This window comes from Alphaproteobacteria bacterium, assembly GCA_016699305.1.
In the GTDB taxonomy this organism is placed as follows: Bacteria; Pseudomonadota; Alphaproteobacteria.
This window is the reverse complement of record CP064970.1, coordinates 1353067-1372010: the sequence shown is the minus strand read 5'-3', so window position 1 is coordinate 1372010 and position 18944 is coordinate 1353067. Positions and strand designations below refer to the sequence as shown.

Annotated in this window: 16 protein-coding genes and 1 tRNA gene; 10 read left to right on the top strand and 7 right to left on the bottom strand. The window is 58.3% G+C overall.

The features are described from left to right. Position 1: 1 nt before the first annotated feature. A complete protein-coding gene (locus IPI58_06520; protein ID QQR70067.1) occupies positions 2-487 on the top strand; it encodes a DUF192 domain-containing protein in 486 nt (161 codons plus the stop codon). Between the two features lie 13 nt (positions 488-500). On the opposite strand, the gene IPI58_06515 is transcribed toward IPI58_06520, so the two are convergent. After that, a complete protein-coding gene (locus tag IPI58_06515) occupies positions 501-1295 on the bottom strand; it encodes a hypothetical protein (GenBank protein QQR68497.1) in 795 nt (264 codons plus the stop codon). Between the two features lie 160 nt (positions 1296-1455). Here IPI58_06515 and IPI58_06510 point away from each other — a divergent pair. After that, positions 1456-1533, top strand: a tRNA-Pro gene (locus IPI58_06510). Positions 1534-1696: 163 nt separating this feature from the next. Next, positions 1697-2071, top strand: a complete 375-nt coding sequence (locus IPI58_06505; GenBank protein ID QQR68496.1) for a hypothetical protein — start codon at positions 1697-1699, stop codon at positions 2069-2071. A gap of 154 nt (positions 2072-2225) precedes the next feature. Here IPI58_06505 and IPI58_06500 read toward each other — a convergent pair whose 3' ends face one another. The 4 genes from IPI58_06500 to rsmG are packed head-to-tail and all read right to left on the bottom strand — an operon-like array spanning position 2226 to position 5677. Then, the gene (locus tag IPI58_06500; GenBank protein QQR68495.1) at positions 2226-3263 is read right to left on the bottom strand and encodes a DNA polymerase III subunit delta; all 1038 of its coding nucleotides are present in this window, start codon (positions 3261-3263) and stop codon (positions 2226-2228) included. Between the two features lie 14 nt (positions 3264-3277). Then, positions 3278-4228, bottom strand: coding sequence for a ParB/RepB/Spo0J family partition protein (locus IPI58_06495; protein ID QQR68494.1), 951 nt, complete (start codon positions 4226-4228; stop codon positions 3278-3280). Positions 4229-4266: 38 nt separating this feature from the next. Further along, positions 4267-5091: a ParA family protein gene (locus tag IPI58_06490; protein QQR68493.1), complete on the bottom strand. Its 825-nt coding sequence runs from the start codon at positions 5089-5091 to the stop codon at positions 4267-4269. Next, on the bottom strand, positions 5084-5677 hold the full coding sequence (rsmG, locus tag IPI58_06485; protein ID QQR70066.1) for a 16S rRNA (guanine(527)-N(7))-methyltransferase RsmG: 594 nt from the start codon (positions 5675-5677) through the stop codon (positions 5084-5086). The genes IPI58_06490 and rsmG overlap by 8 nt, the downstream gene beginning before the upstream one ends. Before the next feature lie 195 nt (positions 5678-5872). Here rsmG and IPI58_06480 point away from each other — a divergent pair, with 195 nt between their 5' ends. Beyond that, positions 5873-7171: a hypothetical protein gene (locus IPI58_06480; GenBank protein ID QQR68492.1), complete on the top strand. Its 1299-nt coding sequence runs from the start codon at positions 5873-5875 to the stop codon at positions 7169-7171. Positions 7172-7198: 27 nt separating this feature from the next. Here the strand turns inward: IPI58_06480 and mnmG are convergent, their stop codons facing one another. Then, the gene (mnmG, locus tag IPI58_06475) at positions 7199-9055 is read right to left on the bottom strand and encodes a tRNA uridine-5-carboxymethylaminomethyl(34) synthesis enzyme MnmG (GenBank protein QQR68491.1); all 1857 of its coding nucleotides are present in this window, start codon (positions 9053-9055) and stop codon (positions 7199-7201) included. Between the two features lie 353 nt (positions 9056-9408). Between mnmG and IPI58_06470 the strand changes: the two genes are divergently transcribed. Next, positions 9409-10173: a hypothetical protein gene (locus tag IPI58_06470; protein QQR68490.1), complete on the top strand. Its 765-nt coding sequence runs from the start codon at positions 9409-9411 to the stop codon at positions 10171-10173. A 116-nt stretch (positions 10174-10289) separates the two neighbouring features. Here the strand turns inward: IPI58_06470 and IPI58_06465 are convergent, their stop codons facing one another. Continuing rightward, the gene (locus tag IPI58_06465) at positions 10290-10940 is read right to left on the bottom strand and encodes a hypothetical protein (protein ID QQR68489.1); all 651 of its coding nucleotides are present in this window, start codon (positions 10938-10940) and stop codon (positions 10290-10292) included. A 163-nt stretch (positions 10941-11103) separates the two neighbouring features. Here IPI58_06465 and IPI58_06460 point away from each other — a divergent pair, with 163 nt between their 5' ends. The 5 genes from IPI58_06460 to IPI58_06440 all read left to right on the top strand — a co-directional run bounded on the left by IPI58_06460 (position 11104) and on the right by IPI58_06440 (position 18794). Then, complete coding sequence (locus IPI58_06460; protein QQR68488.1) at positions 11104-11835, top strand: N-acetylmuramoyl-L-alanine amidase; 732 nt, start codon at positions 11104-11106, stop codon at positions 11833-11835. Positions 11836-11980: 145 nt separating this feature from the next. Continuing rightward, on the top strand, positions 11981-12889 hold the full coding sequence (locus IPI58_06455; protein QQR68487.1) for a peptidylprolyl isomerase: 909 nt from the start codon (positions 11981-11983) through the stop codon (positions 12887-12889). Between the two features lie 131 nt (positions 12890-13020). After that, positions 13021-13635: a DedA family protein gene (locus IPI58_06450; protein ID QQR68486.1), complete on the top strand. Its 615-nt coding sequence runs from the start codon at positions 13021-13023 to the stop codon at positions 13633-13635. Positions 13636-13648: 13 nt separating this feature from the next. Continuing rightward, complete coding sequence (locus tag IPI58_06445) at positions 13649-14518, top strand: ChbG/HpnK family deacetylase (GenBank protein QQR68485.1); 870 nt, start codon at positions 13649-13651, stop codon at positions 14516-14518. A 70-nt stretch (positions 14519-14588) separates the two neighbouring features. Next, a complete protein-coding gene (locus IPI58_06440) occupies positions 14589-18794 on the top strand; it encodes a hypothetical protein (protein QQR68484.1) in 4206 nt (1401 codons plus the stop codon). Positions 18795-18944: the final 150 nt, after the last annotated feature.

The following is an 18944-nucleotide window of genomic DNA, read 5'->3' as shown; positions in this document are numbered from 1 at the left end:
CATGGCCATGATCCTGTTTTTGCCCAATTTGGTGCGATCCGTGACGGCTGTTCCGGCCACCGCCTTAAATACCTCTATGCCCATGCCGTCTTTGACCGTGGAAAGCCCCGACGGCACGCGCCGGCACAGCTTGCGGGTCGAAATCGTCCGCACGGATGAGGAAAAAGCGCGCGGCCTGATGTTCCGCACTGAATTGGCACAGGATGCGGGGATGCTTTTCACCTACGATCCGCCGCAATCGGTGGTGATGTGGATGAAGAACACCTTGATTCCCCTGGATATGCTGTTCTTCGATGCCAATGGCACGATCATCTATATCGAACGCGAAGCTGCGCCCGAAACTCTTAATCCGCGCGGTCCTTCCGGCGGTCCCGCCGTGCGGGCGGTGCTGGAGATCAAAGGCGGCCTGGCCGCTAAACTCGGCATTCAAGAAGGCGACAGGCTAACCCCCGAATCCCTAGCCAATTTAGCCCCGATCAAACCCTGATCGCGCGCGGGATTTATAGACCGCAGTGTCTGCGCATCTGCGGCGCAAGCTCTGCCATGCGCAGACGCGCGTTCTGTCGGGCTTGGGCGGCATCGGGTGCCTGATCGGGCGAGACCAGCTCGGGCCATTTGTCGGCCACGGCGTTAAGAACAGACGTTATGCGCATGCCGCCGAAATACATGATGGTGCTATCTCCCTTTTCTTGAACTTTTCTCCAATGCGTTTGCGCCAGATCAACGGCATAGATTGCCGTGGGCTCGGCCCAGACCATGGCGCGTAAGGTCAAGGGACCTAACTCATTGGCGCGATAGCTTAAATGCGCGGCGATCAATCGCCGTGCGGTCGCTTCGGGAAGCGTTTCTCCAAGTTTTGGATTGAGGCGAAGGATATCTTCGGCATTCCTGCCAGCGACCTCATCTGTATAATTTTTCTCTGCAAAATTCCGGCATGCGTGCCGATAATCCGCATAGGCCAGGGCCAAATGCAAAGCGGATGGGGGTATCCCATAAGCCGAGCCCGCTCTTATCCAGTCCCTCAGGAGTTGTTGGCAACACACCAATGTGTCGTCACGCTTATCCATGTCACGGTAAGCCTTGCTAGGAATCTCACGCTGGCGGATATCCTCCGCGACTTGGGCCAGATGCGTTGTGGCCCGGTCAAACTGACCAGGGAACTGAACAACCCGAGTCATCCGATCGCTGGCCGATTCTCTTTCATATCCGTTCTCATATGTATCGCGGATCACTTTAGGTTTCAGTAGGACCGTAACGGCCGAACGCATATCCTCATCGCTTATATTTCCTGACATTGCACAACTCCTTAATGGTGCGATTGCGATATAACATGGCTCGGAATGTCGTGCAACAGCAACGATTCGGCGCGTTTTCACCCAAGCTCATGCAAAGCTTCCCTTTCACCAGAAGGAAAGGATGTTGCGAGAGAATGCAGTGTGTATATTGTGGCCGTGTCGGGGCGTGGCGCAGTCTGGCTAGCGCGCCAGTTTTGGGTACTGGAGGCCCCCGGTTCGAATCCGGGCGCCCCGACCAGTTTTCTTTCATGGCCATCTTTTATGGACCTAAGGGCTATGAACGCCTCTAGAGCGCGGCTCTTAAAGGGGGCCGCGCTTTCGCTTTTAGGCGGTTGCTAAGATGTGGAAGATAGAGTTATGTCCAACTGCTCTGCTTCCTGCCTTAACAAGGAACGGGTGCTATGCTGAAGATGACGATCATCGGTTTTATGCTGGCACTGTTCACAGGGCCTTTGGCCGCTTATGCTGAAACGCCAGGGCAACCCGGTCAAAAAGAGCAAATCGGCACGACTAAATTGGCCGATGACAAGCAAAGCAACTTCGCCCTCCTAGAAACCGAAGAAGCGCCCCCCCATCAGTTGTATGTAGACAGGTTTGGCATACCGGAATGGCAATCTCTTGCTTTCACCCCCGTGCCGAGCGCAAGGAAAGAGACGGCAAAAACCTGCGTGATTACACCCTATGCCGTATATTATTGCCACCGCTGGGGATGCAGGAGGTTGTGGCGCATGCAGTGTACGAAGCACAACGAACCTGTGTCAGGGAACCACCGATGACCCCCGAGGATCGCGTCTGTCCTATGGGATAACCGAAGGTGGGCTACGCACTAACGGAGCGGGCGGGCCCTGGACGTTTTTCCTGTAACAGCAGCAACCGAAACCACATGCAACGGCATTTGCATCGTAAAATAGGCCGATTTTACCGCTTCCTTCAGATCGCACGCGTGTTCAAAGCGGCGGCGCGGCGGGCGATATCCATCAGGGCGCGACAGGCGATCAGATCGGCGGGCGCGCCGGTTGAGCGCGTCGCGGCCTCGGCCTGAACCATACGCGCCAGAGCCTCATCCAATAAACGCGTCGGCCACAGGCGCAATTGCGCGGCGAACGCCGTCTTGTGGCGAAAGAACACCTCGGGCCTTAACGCCTTCATGGCCATATCGACCGGCTCGCCCGATTGCACGGCGAATTGCGCTTGGCGTAAGCGGATCAGATGACGTTGCGCCGCGCGCAATAAAGAAGTCGGAAGATTGTCTTCACTGGTCAACAGACGCTGCAAGGCGGCATCCAAAGCCGCCACCTGTCCCGATGCGGCCAGCAGACAGGCTTCGTCCAATCGCGCCGTTCCCTGGTCTTGCAAACAGGCTTCGACATCCTCGGCCTCCAGACGCGGCGCGGGGCCGATATATGTCAGGACTTTATCCAGTTCCTGACGCTGGGCCAGACGGTCGGGCGGCAGACGCTGGATCAACAAATCCAGCGCGTCACGGCTGGCGGTGCGTCCCGCCTCGCGCAGCCATCCTGCCACCAGGCGCTGCAAATCGGCCCCTTCGCTGACATAACAAGCCACCGCCGCCGCCATCGGCGCGGTTTCGGCCAATTTGCGCAGGCGCGATTTGGCCTCCAGATTTCCCGCCTCGATAATCAGCATCCAATCGCCGCCGGGCGGTTTATCGAGCAGCAGGCGTAAAGGCACCTCCGCCTTATCATCGGCATCGCGCACCCAGACCAAGCGCCGCCCGCCCATCATCGGCGTGCTAGAGACTTCCTCGATCAACCGCGCCGGAGAATCGGCCAGCCCTTCGGCCGGAAAGCGACTGACACAAAACGGATCGTCGATATCCTCGACCACAAGCCGCGCCAAGCGCGTGGCGCGTTCGATCACCTGCCCACGATCGACGCCATACAGCACCACCACCGGTACACTGGGCTTGGCAAGAAAGGATTCGGCATTGGCGGGGGTGATTTTCACCGCACTGCTATCCCTTACCTCCGCCCCGGTCCACCAGCAGGCAAAGGGCGGCTGAGGCGGTTGAGGACGTCGTCCAATTGATCCAGGGTTTTGTAGTGCAAGGTCAGGCTTCCGGTCGCGCCTTGGCCTTTAATCTCGACCTTCAGGCCCAGATAGCCTGCCAGTTCCTTCTCGATGGCTTGCGTATCCACATTATTTGTGGATTTGGTTTTGCCGGTGGCTTTGCCGCCTTTGCCCTCGGCCGAGCGACGGGCCAGGCTTTCCGTTTGCCGGACGCTCAGGCCCTTATCGACCACCTGCTTGGCAAGTGCCGCCGGATCCGCCGCCGCCAACAGCGCGCGCGCGTGACCGGCGCTGAGCAACCCCGCGCGCATATAGGTCTTGACGGCTTCGGGCAGGTTCAACAGGCGCAACATATTGGCGATATGTGGACGGCTTTTGCCCACCACTTTGGCCATGGTCTCTTGCGTGTGCTGATATTCCTGCATCAAGCGGCGATAGCCTTCGGCCTCTTCCAAAGGCTCCAGGTCTTCGCGCTGGATATTCTCGATCAGCGCCGCTTCCAGCGCCGCCACATCCTCCATGGCGCGCACCACCACGGGGACTTCGTGCAGTCCGGCCAATTGCGCCGCGCGCCAACGACGCTCGCCCGCCAAAATCTCGTAATGCCCCACAGCCCCCGGCGCGGGACGCACCAACAGCGGCTGCAAGATGCCGCGCTCGCGGATGGAATCGGCCAGCTCGCCCAGGGCTTTCTCGTCAAAATGATGCCGTGGCTGCACATGCGAGGGTTTGAGCCTGGTCAGGTTCACCTGAATCGGCGATCCGGCGCGCCCGGCCGTAGCGGGAGCCGCCGCCCCCTCTTCGCCAAACAAAGCCGATAGACCGCGCCCCAAAGGTGCGCGTCCGCTGCCGCCTTCTGGTTTGGTTATTTTGGGCGATTTGGCTGTTGCGCTGCCGCTCATTCTTGACCCCTGATTTGATAACTAAGACGAAACGATGCTTACGCTGCCTGCTTTATCCCCGAGCGCGACAGCATCTCACGCGCCAAAAGCATATAGGCCATCGAGCCAGGGCATCGGTGGTCATAGATCAGCACCGGCTTGCCATGCGAGGGTGCCTCCGAGACGCGCACATTGCGCGGGATGACCGTCTCATACACCTTATCGCCAAAGAACTCCCGCACATCGGCGGCCACCTTGTCGCTGAGCATATTGCGGCGATCGAACATGGTCAGCACGATGCCTTGGATATCCAGATCGGGATTAAACGCGACGCGGACACGTTCAATGGTGCGCGTAAGGGCCGATAGACCTTCCAGCGCATAGAACTCGCATTGCAGAGGCACCAACACGTCCTTGGCCGCCACCAAGGCGTTCAAGGTCAGCAATCCCAAGGAAGGCGGGCAATCGATCAGCACCACGTCATAGGGCAAATCTTGGGCCTGGATGGCATCGCGCAAGCGGAATTCGCGGCGGTCTTCGGTTGCCAATTCGATCTCGGCCCCGGCCAAATCTGGGCTGGCGGCGATCACGTCCAAGCCCGGCACCAGGCTGGCCAAGGCCGCATCGGCGAAACTGGCCGTCTGGGCCAACACTTCGTAACTGCCCGTGCCGCGCGCGGCGCGTTCGATGCCAAGGCCGGTCGAGGCATTGCCCTGCGGGTCCAGATCGATCAACAACACGCGCTGCCCGGTCGAGGCCAAAGCGGTGGCCAGATTGATGGCGGTGGTGGTCTTACCCACGCCCCCCTTCTGGTTGGCAATGGCCATCACGCGAACAGAGACGGGTGAAGAGACGAATGCCTCGGATTCCCTATTGTCAGGCATGTCGCACCCCCGTTAATCGCAAGATCGTCGCATCCGGATCGCTCAGACTGGGAGTCCGTCCCAGATCAAAGCGCCATTCCCGGCCTGCCTCCTCAATTTCTCTATCAGCATCCCGCCCCTTTGGCAATATAAGGACCGAGGACCGCCGCCACGGCTCGGGCAACCAGCCCAATAATCGGGGCAAAGGCGCCAATGCACGCGCCGTTACCACATCGGGCAGGAAATCGGGATGCATCTCCTCAAGCCGTTGCATATGCAGGTGTATCTTAACCCCAGTCTCGGCGGCCACGGCGGCCAAGAACGCCCCCTTGCGCTGATCGGACTCGATCAAATTGACATTGGGCACGCCCATGATGGCCAAGACCATGCCCGGGAACCCCGCCCCGCTGCCGATATCGGCCAGGCTGCGGGTCTTGGGCGGCAAAAGGTCGTAAAGCTGGGCGCTGTCCATCACATGCCGATGCCACAGATGCGGCAAAGTGGACGCCCCCACCAAATTGATGCGCGGCTGCCACTGACGGAGCAGCGCGATATAGGCTTCCAGCCGCTCCCATGTTTCACGTGAAACATCGGGACGGGATTGCAGCCATTGCCGGGCTGATTTTTCTGCATCATCATCCACGAGAGCATTCCATCACATACATGTAGCGGCCCACACTCTAGGCAGCTCAGGAAGAAGAATTCAAGGGATCATCTGGCGCATCTGCGGAGCCCAATGAATATGGTTTCATACGGAAGTCGCATATCATAGCCAGATCATAACAAAAATAGGGATCACCACATGCTATACGAACTGACCGCGCAAAATATCCGCGATGGCAAATTAAGCGAAGAGGAGTTCTCATCTGGCCTACGCTACCGCGTACCCATTTTTGATTTGAGATCTTTTCCTCATTCGGAAGAGCTTCTGAAAGCCGGAAAACTCTCGCCAGAGCAAATCAAGGTTAGGGCCGGTGCCATATATAAAGCCATGCGCGAGCGTGGTTTAATCCATAACGGCAGCAACTTTTCCATTCAATCTTCACGGGTCTTCGTCTATGAAGATGCTGAGATAGTGGCAAACCGCAGTGCTTCTGTTCTGCAAAATCGGCACGTAGAAACCAATTTTTTAGATGCAAACGGCCCGCCATTGGCGAGGCATTATTGGCTGATTAAGCATCATGGGTTCACTGATGCCCATAACCAAGAGTACATGTGGATTGATATTGGTGATGATGACATTGGAAGAGCCGGCAAAAATGTGTTTCCTGGGGTTTGGAACGAAAAAATCCCCGTCACGTCCTATCGGCTTAAGGTAGCGGCCTTTGCGCTACTTGATCGGGACACTTCCCCGAAAAACTATTGGGCAAATCTATCAAGAATGGCCCCTGAGCTTCTCGAAGAATTTCCTACAGATAACACCTGTTTTCTCGTAGGCCAGCTTCATGAAAAGAGGCATCTTCATCAAATAGGGATCGAATCCCCCTCAGTTATAGCCGGTTACTATGCAGAGATGGACGCGGATATGGCGGCAATTGCCAGCTTGCAAAAAGCCGGAATTGGAGAAGAAGCCGTTCTTGCCAAGCAACATAGCAGATATATGGGTATGTTGTTTACCCTGCCCCAATATTGGTTTGCCCCTGCCATGCAGGATTTGTGGGCGAAGAAAGAGCCGGAAAACTTTTATAAAGCACTTGGAGCGGTCTACGAAGTTAAAGTACGTCTTGGTGAAAGCCTTCTTGGACAAGCGCCTCGTTCACTCAATTCCGAAGGCTTGCAACACGATATTAAAATCTGGGATCAAGAATCGAATCAAGGAAGACCACTAAGCGAACAAAGCGCCTTGATACATAGCTTCTTCTGCCAAGCATGCGATTCCGTATCCAGCGTTAGAGGCAAAAACCCCGCCCCCATCTTTTCTGCGGTTCATAAGCTACTCGATCAGGGCGTCTTTACCGATCCCTTTACACAAAGGGTCGCTCAGGGAATTGTCGATGCGGCGCGTTACTTCAACCCTGACCTTATCAAAGCGGACAACGCGCCATCGCGTGCAAGATTGGAAGATAGATTGAGGTCTAGTCCGAAACTGACAAACGGGTGAGATGGTCCGCCGCCAGTGGCTTCATCATCAGACATCAGTGGTCGCTCTTTTCACATGGCGCAACAAGGCAATGACGGCGGCGGGCGTGACTCCGGGGATACGCGCGGCTGCGCCCAGGGTTTCGGGCTGCACATGGCGCAGCTTTTGGCGAATTTCCGTGGACAAACCGCCGACTTGATCCAAGTCCAGGTCATCGGGAAGCTTCAAGGCCTCGTCACGCTGGAAGGCGTGAATATCGGCTTGTTGGCGAGTCATATAGCCGGCATAACGCGCATCGGCCTCGATCTGGGCGGCGATATCGGGGGCCAGGCCGCCCAATTCCGGCCATAGTCGCGTCAGATCGGCCAGCCCCACATCTTCGCGCGTCAGCAATTCACGCGCGCAGCGGCGCATGCCGTCTTGATTCACCGGAATACCCGCCGCCTGTATCACGGGCGGCGTGGCGATGCATGAATCCAAACGAAGCTGGGCATCCGCCAAGGCCGCCTCACGCTGGGCAAAGGCGGCGCGGCGCACAGAACCGATGCAGCCCGCCTCTTCGCCCAAAGCGGTCAAACGCTTATCGGCATTATCGGCGCGCAAACTCAGGCGGTATTCGGCGCGCGAGGTGAACATGCGATAGGGTTCCGTGACCCCGCGCGTGACCAAATCATCGATCATCACGCCGATATAGGCTTGGCTGCGATCCAGCACCAAGGGCGCACCCCCGCCGGCGCATCGCGCGGCGTTGATTCCGGCCATCAGGCCCTGACCGCCCGCCTCTTCATAGCCTGTGGTGCCGTTGATTTGTCCGGCCATGAACAGGCGCGGGACTTGGCGAGATTCCAAACTGGGGCGCAAGTCGCGCGGATCGATATGGTCATATTCGATGGCATAGCCATAGCGAATGACCTTTACATGGGCCAAGCCCGGCATGGCGCGGATGAAGCCGTCTTGCACGTCAATGGGCAGCGAGGTGGAAATGCCGTTGGGATAGACGGTGTCGTCATCCAGCCCTTCCGGCTCCAGGAAAACTTGATGCTGGTCGCGCTGAGCAAAGCGCACCACTTTATCCTCGATCGAGGGGCAATAACGTGGCCCGGTGCCTTTGATCTGTCCCGAATACATGGGCGCACGGTGCAGATTGGCGCGGATCAGCTCATGCCCCTGCTGCGTGGTATGGGTGATCCAGCACAGGCGCTGCGGGTTCGTGATGCTGGCCGTCAGGCGCGAAAAAGGCTGGGGCGGATCATCCCCCGGCTGCGGCTCTAGAACCGAAGTATCGATGCTGCGACCATCCAGACGCGCGGGGGTGCCGGTCTTTAAGCGTCCCAGCTTGAACCCCAAACGCTCCAAAGCCGGTGACAATCCCAAGCAAGGGGCCTCTCCGATACGCCCGGCAGGGGTTTGGGCATCTCCTTGATGAATGAGTCCTCTTAGGAATGTTCCTGTTGTCAGGACAATAGCTCCGGCGGAATAAGTATTTCCGCCCGATGTCACCACGCCCGTGACGCCGCCATCCTCTCCCGCCACCAAATCCTCGGCGGCCTCTGCTTTAATCTCCAAACCGTCTTGCTCGGCCAACAAAGCCTGAATGGCCTCGCGATAGAGCTTGCGATCCGCCTGAGCGCGGGGACCATGCACGGCGGGACCGCGGCTGGCATTGAGGACTCGAAAGTGGATGCCCGCCAAATCGGCGGCGCGGCCCATCAACCCGTCCAGCGCGTCGATCTCACGCACCAAATGCCCCTTGCCCACCCCGCCAATGGCCGGGTTGCACGACATTTCGCCCAAAGTTTCGCGTTTATGAGTCAATAACAGCGTCCGCGCGCCCATACGCGCGGCGGCGGCGGCAGCCTCGCATCCCGCATGCCCTCCACCAATGACAATCACATCATACCGCATCACACCTATCCATCCGGCCCCTTATCCACCAAGCCTTGTCAGACTATGTGACATGGCCGCATGCGGCAACACATACAGTCACGCGATACCGTCAAGGGGATTCGGTCCATTCCATACAGGTTGAAGGGTCTGCGATTCAGCACAGGCGCGAATGACAGGTGATGGATGCCCGCATGCGCGAGCATGACTCGTCGAGAGGGTGGTTTTCATATAAATACGGCATGGCTTGTTGTGAGCCTCTCTCTCTTTATGCGTCACTCCCATACAGGGTTAATCGCCTGGATGGACAAAGCCGATTTTTGTACGGTAGATTCAATACCTCCAATCGAATCCGGTCACGACAGAGGCTCTATGTGTACGCTAAAATCCCTTCCGCTTCGGGTATCGGCTCTGAATTAGGGCCTGAATCGGGCATAGCCATCGGGCCAATTCTGTGGGTGGTGGCCATTCTGGCCGTCTTGGCTATGGCTATTTCGGCAGGGTTTGGCACGTTCAATGGCGACACTTCGGCGGTTAAGATCAAAGCCCAAGCAACGGCCATCCTCGGATATGTCGATGAATTGCAAATCGGCGTGGATAGAGTGATGTCGCGTTGCCCGGATACTCAAATCAGTCTTGCCAATTCCGTTGATAGCGGTTATGCGGAAAATCCCCTGGCCCCCTCCGATAAATCTTGCCATGTCTTTGATGTGAATGGCGGCGGTATTCTATTCAAAGAACCGCCGCCGGATGTTGATTTGACAGGAGTGCCAGAAGAACTAAGGCATTATTTTATACATACAGCCAATGAATTATGGCGGGTTGGAATGACCTCTGATATTGGGATAAATAACATAGGTAGAGATCTTATTATTGTTCTGCCTGGAATAAAAAAAGAACTATGTTTAAAAATAAATGATATACTTGGAGTACCGCTTGAAAATGGAGATGCACATATTACTAATAATATTGCAGCTCGTAAAATATGGGATTATTACACTCTTAATACTAATGGGTATCATAGCTCTTGCAATGCCAATGGCGTAGTTACATGTTGCATTAAATTAGGAGTAAACGTTGCTAGTCCTTTAATACCATCAGATTCTTATATATTCATTCACACTCTACACGTCAGATAATGAGGCGGCTTGTCCACCTCTTCAATCCCTAGGCACCGAATCTTTCTCTCAACACAAACGCCGGAGCCGCGCATGGGCCACTCCGGCGTTTGATGTCTTGTGGCCCGAAGATTTGTTTAGGCCGCTTCCCCTCGGGCGGCGATGCCTGGCTCGCCATAGGGGCGTACCATGGAAGCCTCGCTCGGAGAAGCAATCGAGCTGGTGTCCATCAATCGGCGACGGTTAAACGAGCCTTGATAAGCCAAACGCGCATGCTCGGCGCAATAAGGCAGACCCGGATGAACTCCGCAACCGCAGAAATGGAATTCCTGACTGCGCGGATCGCCGATCGGCCAGCGACAGCTTTGCTGCACACTCGTGCTCGTGCCGCTCGGCGGCATGGCCTTGGCCCAAGACTTGCCACCTGCCACAGATTTAGTCTTGGCATTTTCCACCGCAGCGGCTTTGGGCGCTACAAGAGGCAATGTCGGCACTTGCGAACGAATGACAACGTCCGTGCGCGACTTGGCCAGAGTGATGCCCTGGCCCTTGATCAAACTCGCTGCCACTTTTCGACGGGGATCGTCGATATAGGTCTCGCTCAATAACGCCGATTTGGGGCGTATGCGCATAATTGGCATGATACCATCGGAGAGACCGAGACGATTGGCCTTGCCAATCACGGCATTGCGGCTGACCCCGCTGCCTAACAAACGCGCGATCTCACTGGCACTGAGCTTACCCCATTGTTCCCGTAGGGTGCTGATGTCGCCCTCACTCCAACGCATGGAATCCTCCTTGCAAGGGGTGGTTGAACTTGGTTCTAATCCAAGCGAACGATAGGTATCGTTCCGTTTAAGATGCTCTTAACCTTGGCTCCGCTACATTTAGTGGTTGCCGAACAAAGCTATACCATATATATTAGTTAACATCTAGTTAATATCTCGGAAGATGTCCCCAACTTTTTTACAGTCGCGCTGGCGACCCTCCCCCAATCACGGTCCGCGTGCCGCCGGCTTCAGGCCGAATCTGCTGATTCTCCATTACACGGGCATGGCTGACGCACATTCCGCGATCGAACGTCTATGTGATCCCCACAGCGAGGTCAGCGCGCATTATGTGATCGAGGAAGACGGTATGGTCTGGCAGCTTGTCGATGAGCGGCGACGCGCCTGGCATGCGGGTGAGTCGTATTGGCGCGGCGCGCGCGACATCAACAGCTCCTCCATCGGGATCGAGTTGGTCAATCCCGGGGCGGAGTTGGGTCATCGCCCGTTCCCCGTCGCGCAAATGCGGTCTTTGACGACATTGGCCGCGCAGATCATGGCCCGTCACAACATACGCCCTGAAGACGTCTTGGGACACAGCGATATCGCCCCGCAGCGCAAGCGGGATCCAGGAGAATTGTTCGACTGGCCTGCTCTGGCGCTTCAAGATATGGGTCTGTGGCCTCAGATAACCGCGCAAGATATCGCCGATCCACCGCAAGACATGGCCCTATGGCAACAAGCCTTGCAGCAATACGGCTATGAATGCCCATCCAGCGGCCAAGACGATCCACGCACATGTGCGGTGATCGCTGCCTTTCAGCGCCATTATCGACCTGAATCCATCACGGGGCTTGGCGATGCCGATACATGGGCCCGACTGCGCGCTTTGCTACGCCAGACACAGCGCGGATAAATAATCCGCATCCTACACAATATGCGCCATAAGTTTGCCGCAAGCTTATGGCTTGAATCAACTCACCCGATTGGGCACAGTGCCGCCACGGTGGCCAGCGAATCGGCCTTATTTCCGATATATGTCAACAAGGAGCGACCCTCTCATGCGCAACACACGTACTCTTCTTGCCCTGACAGGCGCTTTGCTGGCCCTGGCCGCTATGCCTGTCGCCGCCAACGCCGCCAAGGCCCCCGCCTCTGCGCCATCTGAATCCGCCAAAGGCAGTGATCCCGTCGTCGCGCGCGGCGAAGGCATCGAGATCCATCGCTCGCAGGTGCAAAAGGAAATCGACAGCCTGAAGCCCGAGATGACCAAATCGCTTTCGCCAGAGGAAGTCTTCGGCGAAGTGCGCGACCAAATGCTGTCGCGCATGCTGGTTCTGAAGGCCGCCTATGCCGATGGCATGCAAAACGATCCCGAAGTCAAGGCTCAGTTGAAGAAGGCCGAAGAAGGCCTGGTCGCCAATGCATGGCTGGCCCGTAAGGTCAAACCCCAGGTGACCGAGGCCGCCGTCAAGGCGCGTTATGACGAGATCGTCAAGGCGATGCCTGCCCAGGACGAGGTGAAGGCTCGTCATATTCTGGTCAAGACCGAAGAAGAGGCCAAGGATGTTCTGGCCAAGCTGAAAGCGGGTGAGGATTTCGCTAAGCTGGCCAAGGACAAATCGACGGACACCGGTTCGGCTGCCCGTGGCGGCGAAGTGGGCTATTTCGTGCAAACCGACATGGTTAAGGAATTCGCCGATGCGGCCTTTGCCCTTAAAGTCGGTGAGATGGTGGCCGCGCCCGTTAAGACGCAATTCGGCTGGCATGTCCTGAAGGTCGAAGACCGTCGTCCGCGCAAGGCCCCGCCCTTCGACCAAGTACGCGCCCAAGTCGAACAAAATCTGGCCCAGGATATGGCCGGCAAGGAAATTCGCGGCCTGAGCGAGAAGATGAAGGTCGTCCGTTTCCAAAAGGATGGCTCGGATCTGGCTCCCGTGGCTCCTCCGGCTCCCGCCCAGAAACCATAAGCGTCTGAAGCGTAATTATGATATGTAAGACAGGCCGGTGCCTTCTTGGGTGCCGGCCTGTTTTCTTGGAAACTTGGAAACGGAGTCCATGCATCCGCGGCAGACTTCGGAATTCCGTCATGTGGGGCTGAATGCTGGACTTTCTCGTCGATTGGGTTCGCAACAACGGTGACTTGGTCTATTTGCTGATTTTCGGCTGGACCTTCATTGAAGGCGAAACCATCGTCCTGTTCGCCGGGGTCGCGGCGGAACGCGACCTCATCAGCCTGGAGCTTTTGATCCTTAGCGCATGGCTGGGCAGTTATGCCGGCGATCAGGTGGTCTTCTTTCTGGGACGACGTTATGGCCGCCGTCTTCTGCAGCGATTCCCGCGTCTGCAGCCTAAGATCAATAATGCCAATGCCTGGCTGGTAAAATACGATATCTGGTTCATCCTGTCGTATCGATTCATCTATGGCGTGCGCAATGTCAGTTCGGTCGCCATGGGGCTAAGCCATATTTCTTGGAAACGGTTTGCGTGGGTCAATTGCTTGGCCGCATTCATTTGGGCGTGCAGCTTTTCGGCCATTGGCTATCTGTTTGGCAAAGGAATGGGCGGCTTGCTGGGTGACGTGGTCGAGGAAGCCATGATCGGCATGCTGTTATTAGTGGCGATGATGGTTGCCTTGCACTGGGTGGTCAAACGCATCGTAGCGAAATTCGCGCCAAGCAGTGTCGTAGTCTCGGACAACGACACCTCTTCGTGATCCCGGCCAGACCATGTCAGATGATACCCCCTGCCGCCGCCTGATCCTCTGCGCCGATGATTTCGGCCTGTCCGAGGGGATCAATGGGGCCATTCTCGATCTGGTGCGGCAAGAACGTCTCACGGCTGTCAGCATCATGGCACCTGGTCCTGCCTTAAATCTGGGCGCGGCTTTCTTACGGACACTGCGCCAGCAGGTGGATATGGGTGTGCATCTGACGCTGACGGGACCCGGCCTTAAGCCTTTGGGACCCATGCCGCGCCTGGCCCCGAATGGATCTTTTCCCTCTCTCGAACATCTCATGCGCTTGGCAGCAACAGGCAAATTGCGCCCCATGGCGGACGAGATCGCCCTTGAAATCGCCCGACAATACGACCGTATCTGCCAATGCCTAAACGGTCCGCCCGATTTCATCGACGGCCATCAGCATGTGCATCAACTGCCCGTGATCCGGGACCATGTGGTCAAACTGGCCCGCATGCCGCGCACCACGCCGCTTTATGTTCGCCACGGCGCGGCCCCCTGGCGCGAGGTTTTCACCATGACGCCCCGCGCGGCGGTGATCGCCTTATATGGTCGCCGTCTCGCGCGAATGCTGCATCGTCATGACTTGCCCACCAACGATGCGCTGCGCGCCGTTGGCTTTGTTACACCCAAAACCATGCCTCAGCGCATGATCCGCGCCTTACGCACGCCACTGGGTCAAACCATCCTTTATGTTCACCCTGGACGGGTGGACCCTGCCTTGCGCGGCTTGAGCGAACCCTATCTTGAAGGGCGGGAAACCGAGTATCGTTTCTTATCCGGTAATGATTTCAATCGGATAATCAACGAATCAAAGATCACCTTAAGCCGCTTCTGTTGGAAGAAGAAATTATGTTAGAGTTCAGCGATTCCGTGGCGGTGACGTAGCGGAATTCGATGTCTTTCCTAAAACGTAATGGATGACCTCCATGAATAATGGCCTTCCCCCACGTCCCGGCTCTCCTTCGCAGGTGCGCATCGCTACACCGCAGGCGCGACCCAGCAAGCCAGACACCCATACTCTGTTGAGTTGGACGGCAGTCGGCCTGTGCGGCTTATGGTTGGCCCTGGCGGCGATTTATGTGGCGCGCGCGCCCTCGTCTTCCTTGACCTTGCCCTTTCTCTCGGCGGCGGTATCCCTGATCCTCTCTCCGATGGCGATGGTATGGCTGGTTCTGGCCTTTTTCATGCGCGCCAATGACGTGCGCGACGCCATCGAACCTTTGCGCCGTCAGCTGAACGTGGTGCTGGGCGGCCAAGGCCAAGCCATACAGCGTCTGAGGGCTTTCACGGACAATCTCGAACAGCAGCTAGAGTTGTTCGAACAAATTGCCGAAGCCAGTCAGCGACGCAGTCATGAGGCGCTCGAACACCTGCGTCACCAGGTCAAGGATATCGCGCAGCTGGGAGAAACCAGTCGCAAATCATTGCTGGATGTAGTGGCCGAGATGGATATCCGCACCCAGAATACTGCGGCACAGCTGGGCGATATCGAGCATCGCTTACAAAGCCAGCTCGGCGCTTTGGACGCGCTAAGTACCGGTCTGCACGAACGCGGCCAAAGTGTCACGACCGATGTCGAGCGTGTGACCGCCGCCTTGGCGCAGACTATGGACTCGCGCCTCGAACGCTGCAACGAGATGGCCAAGAACATCAGCATGCGCGAAGCCGCCTTGCTCAATGCCGCGCGCACGGTGGCCGGGCATCTCCAGGAAGCGACACAGACCGTCGAACAGGGAGCGGGCGGATTCATCGAACGATCATCGGCCATCGAACAGATTCTCTCTCGCGGCCTGTCGGCCCTGCAATCGCAGGCCGATACGCTTGAGCGCGTCGGCACCACCTTTGGCGCGCGCCTCAGCGAAAGCACACAAACCGTCGAGAACATCGGCGAAAACCTTTTGCGCAGCGAGGCCCAGGTGGCCGAGCGGGTTGTCTCGTTGGGCATCAATCTCGACGAGCGCTTGGCGGGTCTTGAATCCACCGTCTCAGCCTTTGGCGAACGCAGCCTGACCGCCGCCGGTCAGTTGCAGCGCCGCTTGTCGGATTATGCCGAGGTCGCGGCCCAGATGCGCGATCAGCTGGGCAAGGTGGAAGACGGATTCGAACGCCGTCAGGAAAGCCTGCAAAGCCTGGTGGCGCGCGCCGCCGACAGCGTCGGCCAGCTGGGCACCCAGATCGAACAAGCCATGGGCGGTCTGGCCCAGCGCACCACGGAAACCTTGCGCCATTATGCCGATACGGTGCGCCAGGCCAACACCCAGGGCGAGGCACTGGCCACGCAGCTGGGCGGTTCGGCGGAACGCCTGGCCGCCACACTGCAGTCCACGGGCGACTCCTTGCGTCAGACTCAGCAGGGTCTGGACAAGCAATTGGGGCCATTGGAATCTATCTTGGTGCGCCTGACCGAGGGCAGCGAGAATGTCGGCACCAGCGCGCAGCAGGCCAGCGACAAGCTCCAGCCTTTGTTGGAAAGCTTAGCCACCTTACGCGCCATGATCGATATGTCGTGCAACCAATTGGCGGAACGCCTGGGCGAGTCGCTGACCGCCGCGCGGCGTCAGGCCGGGGCGTGGTCCGACGATGCGCGCCAAGCCGTGGTCAATCTGACCGAAGTCGGCGCGACGACACAAATTCAGCTGACCCAGCTGTTCGAAGGCCTGCGTCAGGCGCAAACGGAAATGCGCGAAGCCGCGCAAACGGTGAATGTGACCGGTCAGAAGATGCAAGACACGCTGCAGATCCGCACGCAAAATCTGCGCACCGACCTTGACGCCTTGGCGCAAAGCTTGGGCGGGGCCGACCAGACTCTGGCGCGCCTGTCCAGCTTCGACGGCAAGATGGTGACCCATGTCCAGGCGCTGAACGATCTGGCCTATCGTCTGACCGAGGACGGCTCCAAAGCCAAAGACGGGGCCAATGCCGCCTTGTCCGACTGGCAGCGTCTGCACGACTCCTTCTCCATACTCGAACCGCGCCAACAAGAATTGCGCGACCTGTTGCAGCATGCCGACGAACGCCTGCAAGCGTGGCTATCAGGGATCGAGACTTTGCAGCTGCGGCATCTGCAAGCCCAGGACGGGGCCGAGGACAAGGTGTCGCGCATCACCGCCAGCCTGGGCGAGACGCTCAGTCGCCTGGCCGCCATGCGCGAGGAAGTGGCGCACAACGTCATGGGTCTCGATCAGGCCGGCGAATCCTTTGGCGGCGTGCTGCACCGTTTGGGCCTGGCCCTTGGCGAGATCGACTCGCATCGCGCGACGCTCGAAACCGGCGCGGGCGATTGGCAGATGCGCTTGAACGACGTTCTGGGCGGCGTGCGCGACTCCTTCGTCAAGCTGTCCGACCTGCAAGACGGCGTGACCCGCTCGGCGCGCGAAATCGGGGCCATGATCAACGATGCCGGCTCGCAGGCGCAAACCCAAGCCAATCAACTGGCGCTTCGCGCCCGCCAAGCCGAAGAGGCCTTGCGTCTGGCCAGCGAATCCTGCGGCACGCGCGAAGCCGAACTTGTGGGTCAGATCGGCCAGATCGAGGATCGTCTGCGCGCCACCTTACGCGCGGCGTCAGATTTGGGGCAGGCTTTCGACGGCATACACCGCTCGGCACGCGACCAGGGCGAGGCATGGATCACGCATATGCAATCGGGCGCACAGCGCTTGGCCGAGATGCAGCAGCAATTGGTGGAGCACCGCGAGAAGGCGCAGACCGAGGCCGAACACGTGCAAAGCCTGGCCCAAACCTCGCAAGGCGCATTGGCCAGTTTGGGACATGATCTGCGCGACAAGGTCGAAGTCTTGCAGAATCTGCAAAGCGAATTGGACAATACAGCCGTCCGCGTTCGGGATTCCGTTGCGGGCGCTCTGGAACGCATGGACGATATCCGCGCGCGCGCCGAAGCGTCGCGCACCGCGATCAACGAGATCGATGTCAGCGGCATCCAAGCCGGCGAACATGTCGCCAGCTTGGCCGAGCGGTTGGGCACCACGCAAAACGTGGCTCTACAGCTGGTGCAGATATTGCGCGACGACGGCGGCCGCGCCGCCAGCGAGGTCGAGGAATTGGCCCAGCGTCACGCCACCGCGCTGCGCTCGGTCTTCGATCAGGCGGCGCAATCTTCCGGGTGGCTGCGCGAATCCATCGGCCAGACCTTGGCCGAGGCCGAACGCATGGGAACCCAGCTGGGCAGCTCGGCGGCGGCGGCAGCAACCCGCCTTCAAGAAGAGGTCGAGCGTCTGGCCAAGATGAGCGAACAATCCAACCAGGTCTTCGATCAATGGCGTCAAGGCGTGGAAGGCCAAATCGGTTCCTTGACCGAGGCGCTGGACCGTCTGGCGGCCGAGCGCGGCAAATTGGGCGAAGGGGCGCAAGACGCCAACGCCACCATCACCGCTTTGTCCGACAAATTCGTGGGGGTGCGCGATCTGGTTGCCTCGGGCATGGGCCAAGTGGGCGAGCGTCTGGGCGAAGAAACGCAAAGCATGCAGCAAAACATGATGCGTCTGGCGCAAAAGGCGGGCGAAGTACGCGACGAATTGCGCCGCGTGGGCGGCGATGTCGATGCGCAGGCCCAAGCCCTGGTGCAAAGCGCGCAGCGCGCCGAAGGCCAAATCCTGGTGGCCACCGCCGGAATCAAGCAACAGACCGACAGCGTGCGTGGCAATATCCAGCAGAACATCGAACAGTTGATGGGCGCGCTGAACGGCACATTGTCGAATTTCGAGTCCATGCGCGAAGGCCTGCGTCATCAGGCGCGCGTGGCGCTTGAGGATGTCAGCGCCTTTGCCGCCGGATTCAAGGCCGCCTCGACCGGATTTGGCGAACAGATCAATGGCAGCCTAACGCGACTGAACGACATCAAGGCCGGTATCGACGGCTTGCAGGCCCTGGAACTGCGTTTCGACAGCAGCCGCAGCCTGGCGCGCGATGTCAGCGAAGACGCCATCACGCGATTGTCCGACATGTCGCAAGTCCTGGAACGCCGCCTGGATCAAACGCGCGCCAGCTTGCAGTCGCATGAAGATGCGTTTGCCGCTTCGCTCTCAGGCATGCTGGTGCGTCTGGAAGACTCGCTCTCACGCCTACGCGAAGCCACCGTCGTCACCGCAGAGGCCGAACGCCGCAAGAGCGCGTAAACCGCGCACAGGGGCACAAGGCTATTGAGAAGGATGGGGGATTTTCGGTTGTGCATTCATGCCCAATCTGAACCCCAGCGCCAACGGCAAGGGTAGGTGATGGATGCCCGCCTGCGCGGGCATGACTCGCCCAGAGGGCAGAGCAACAAA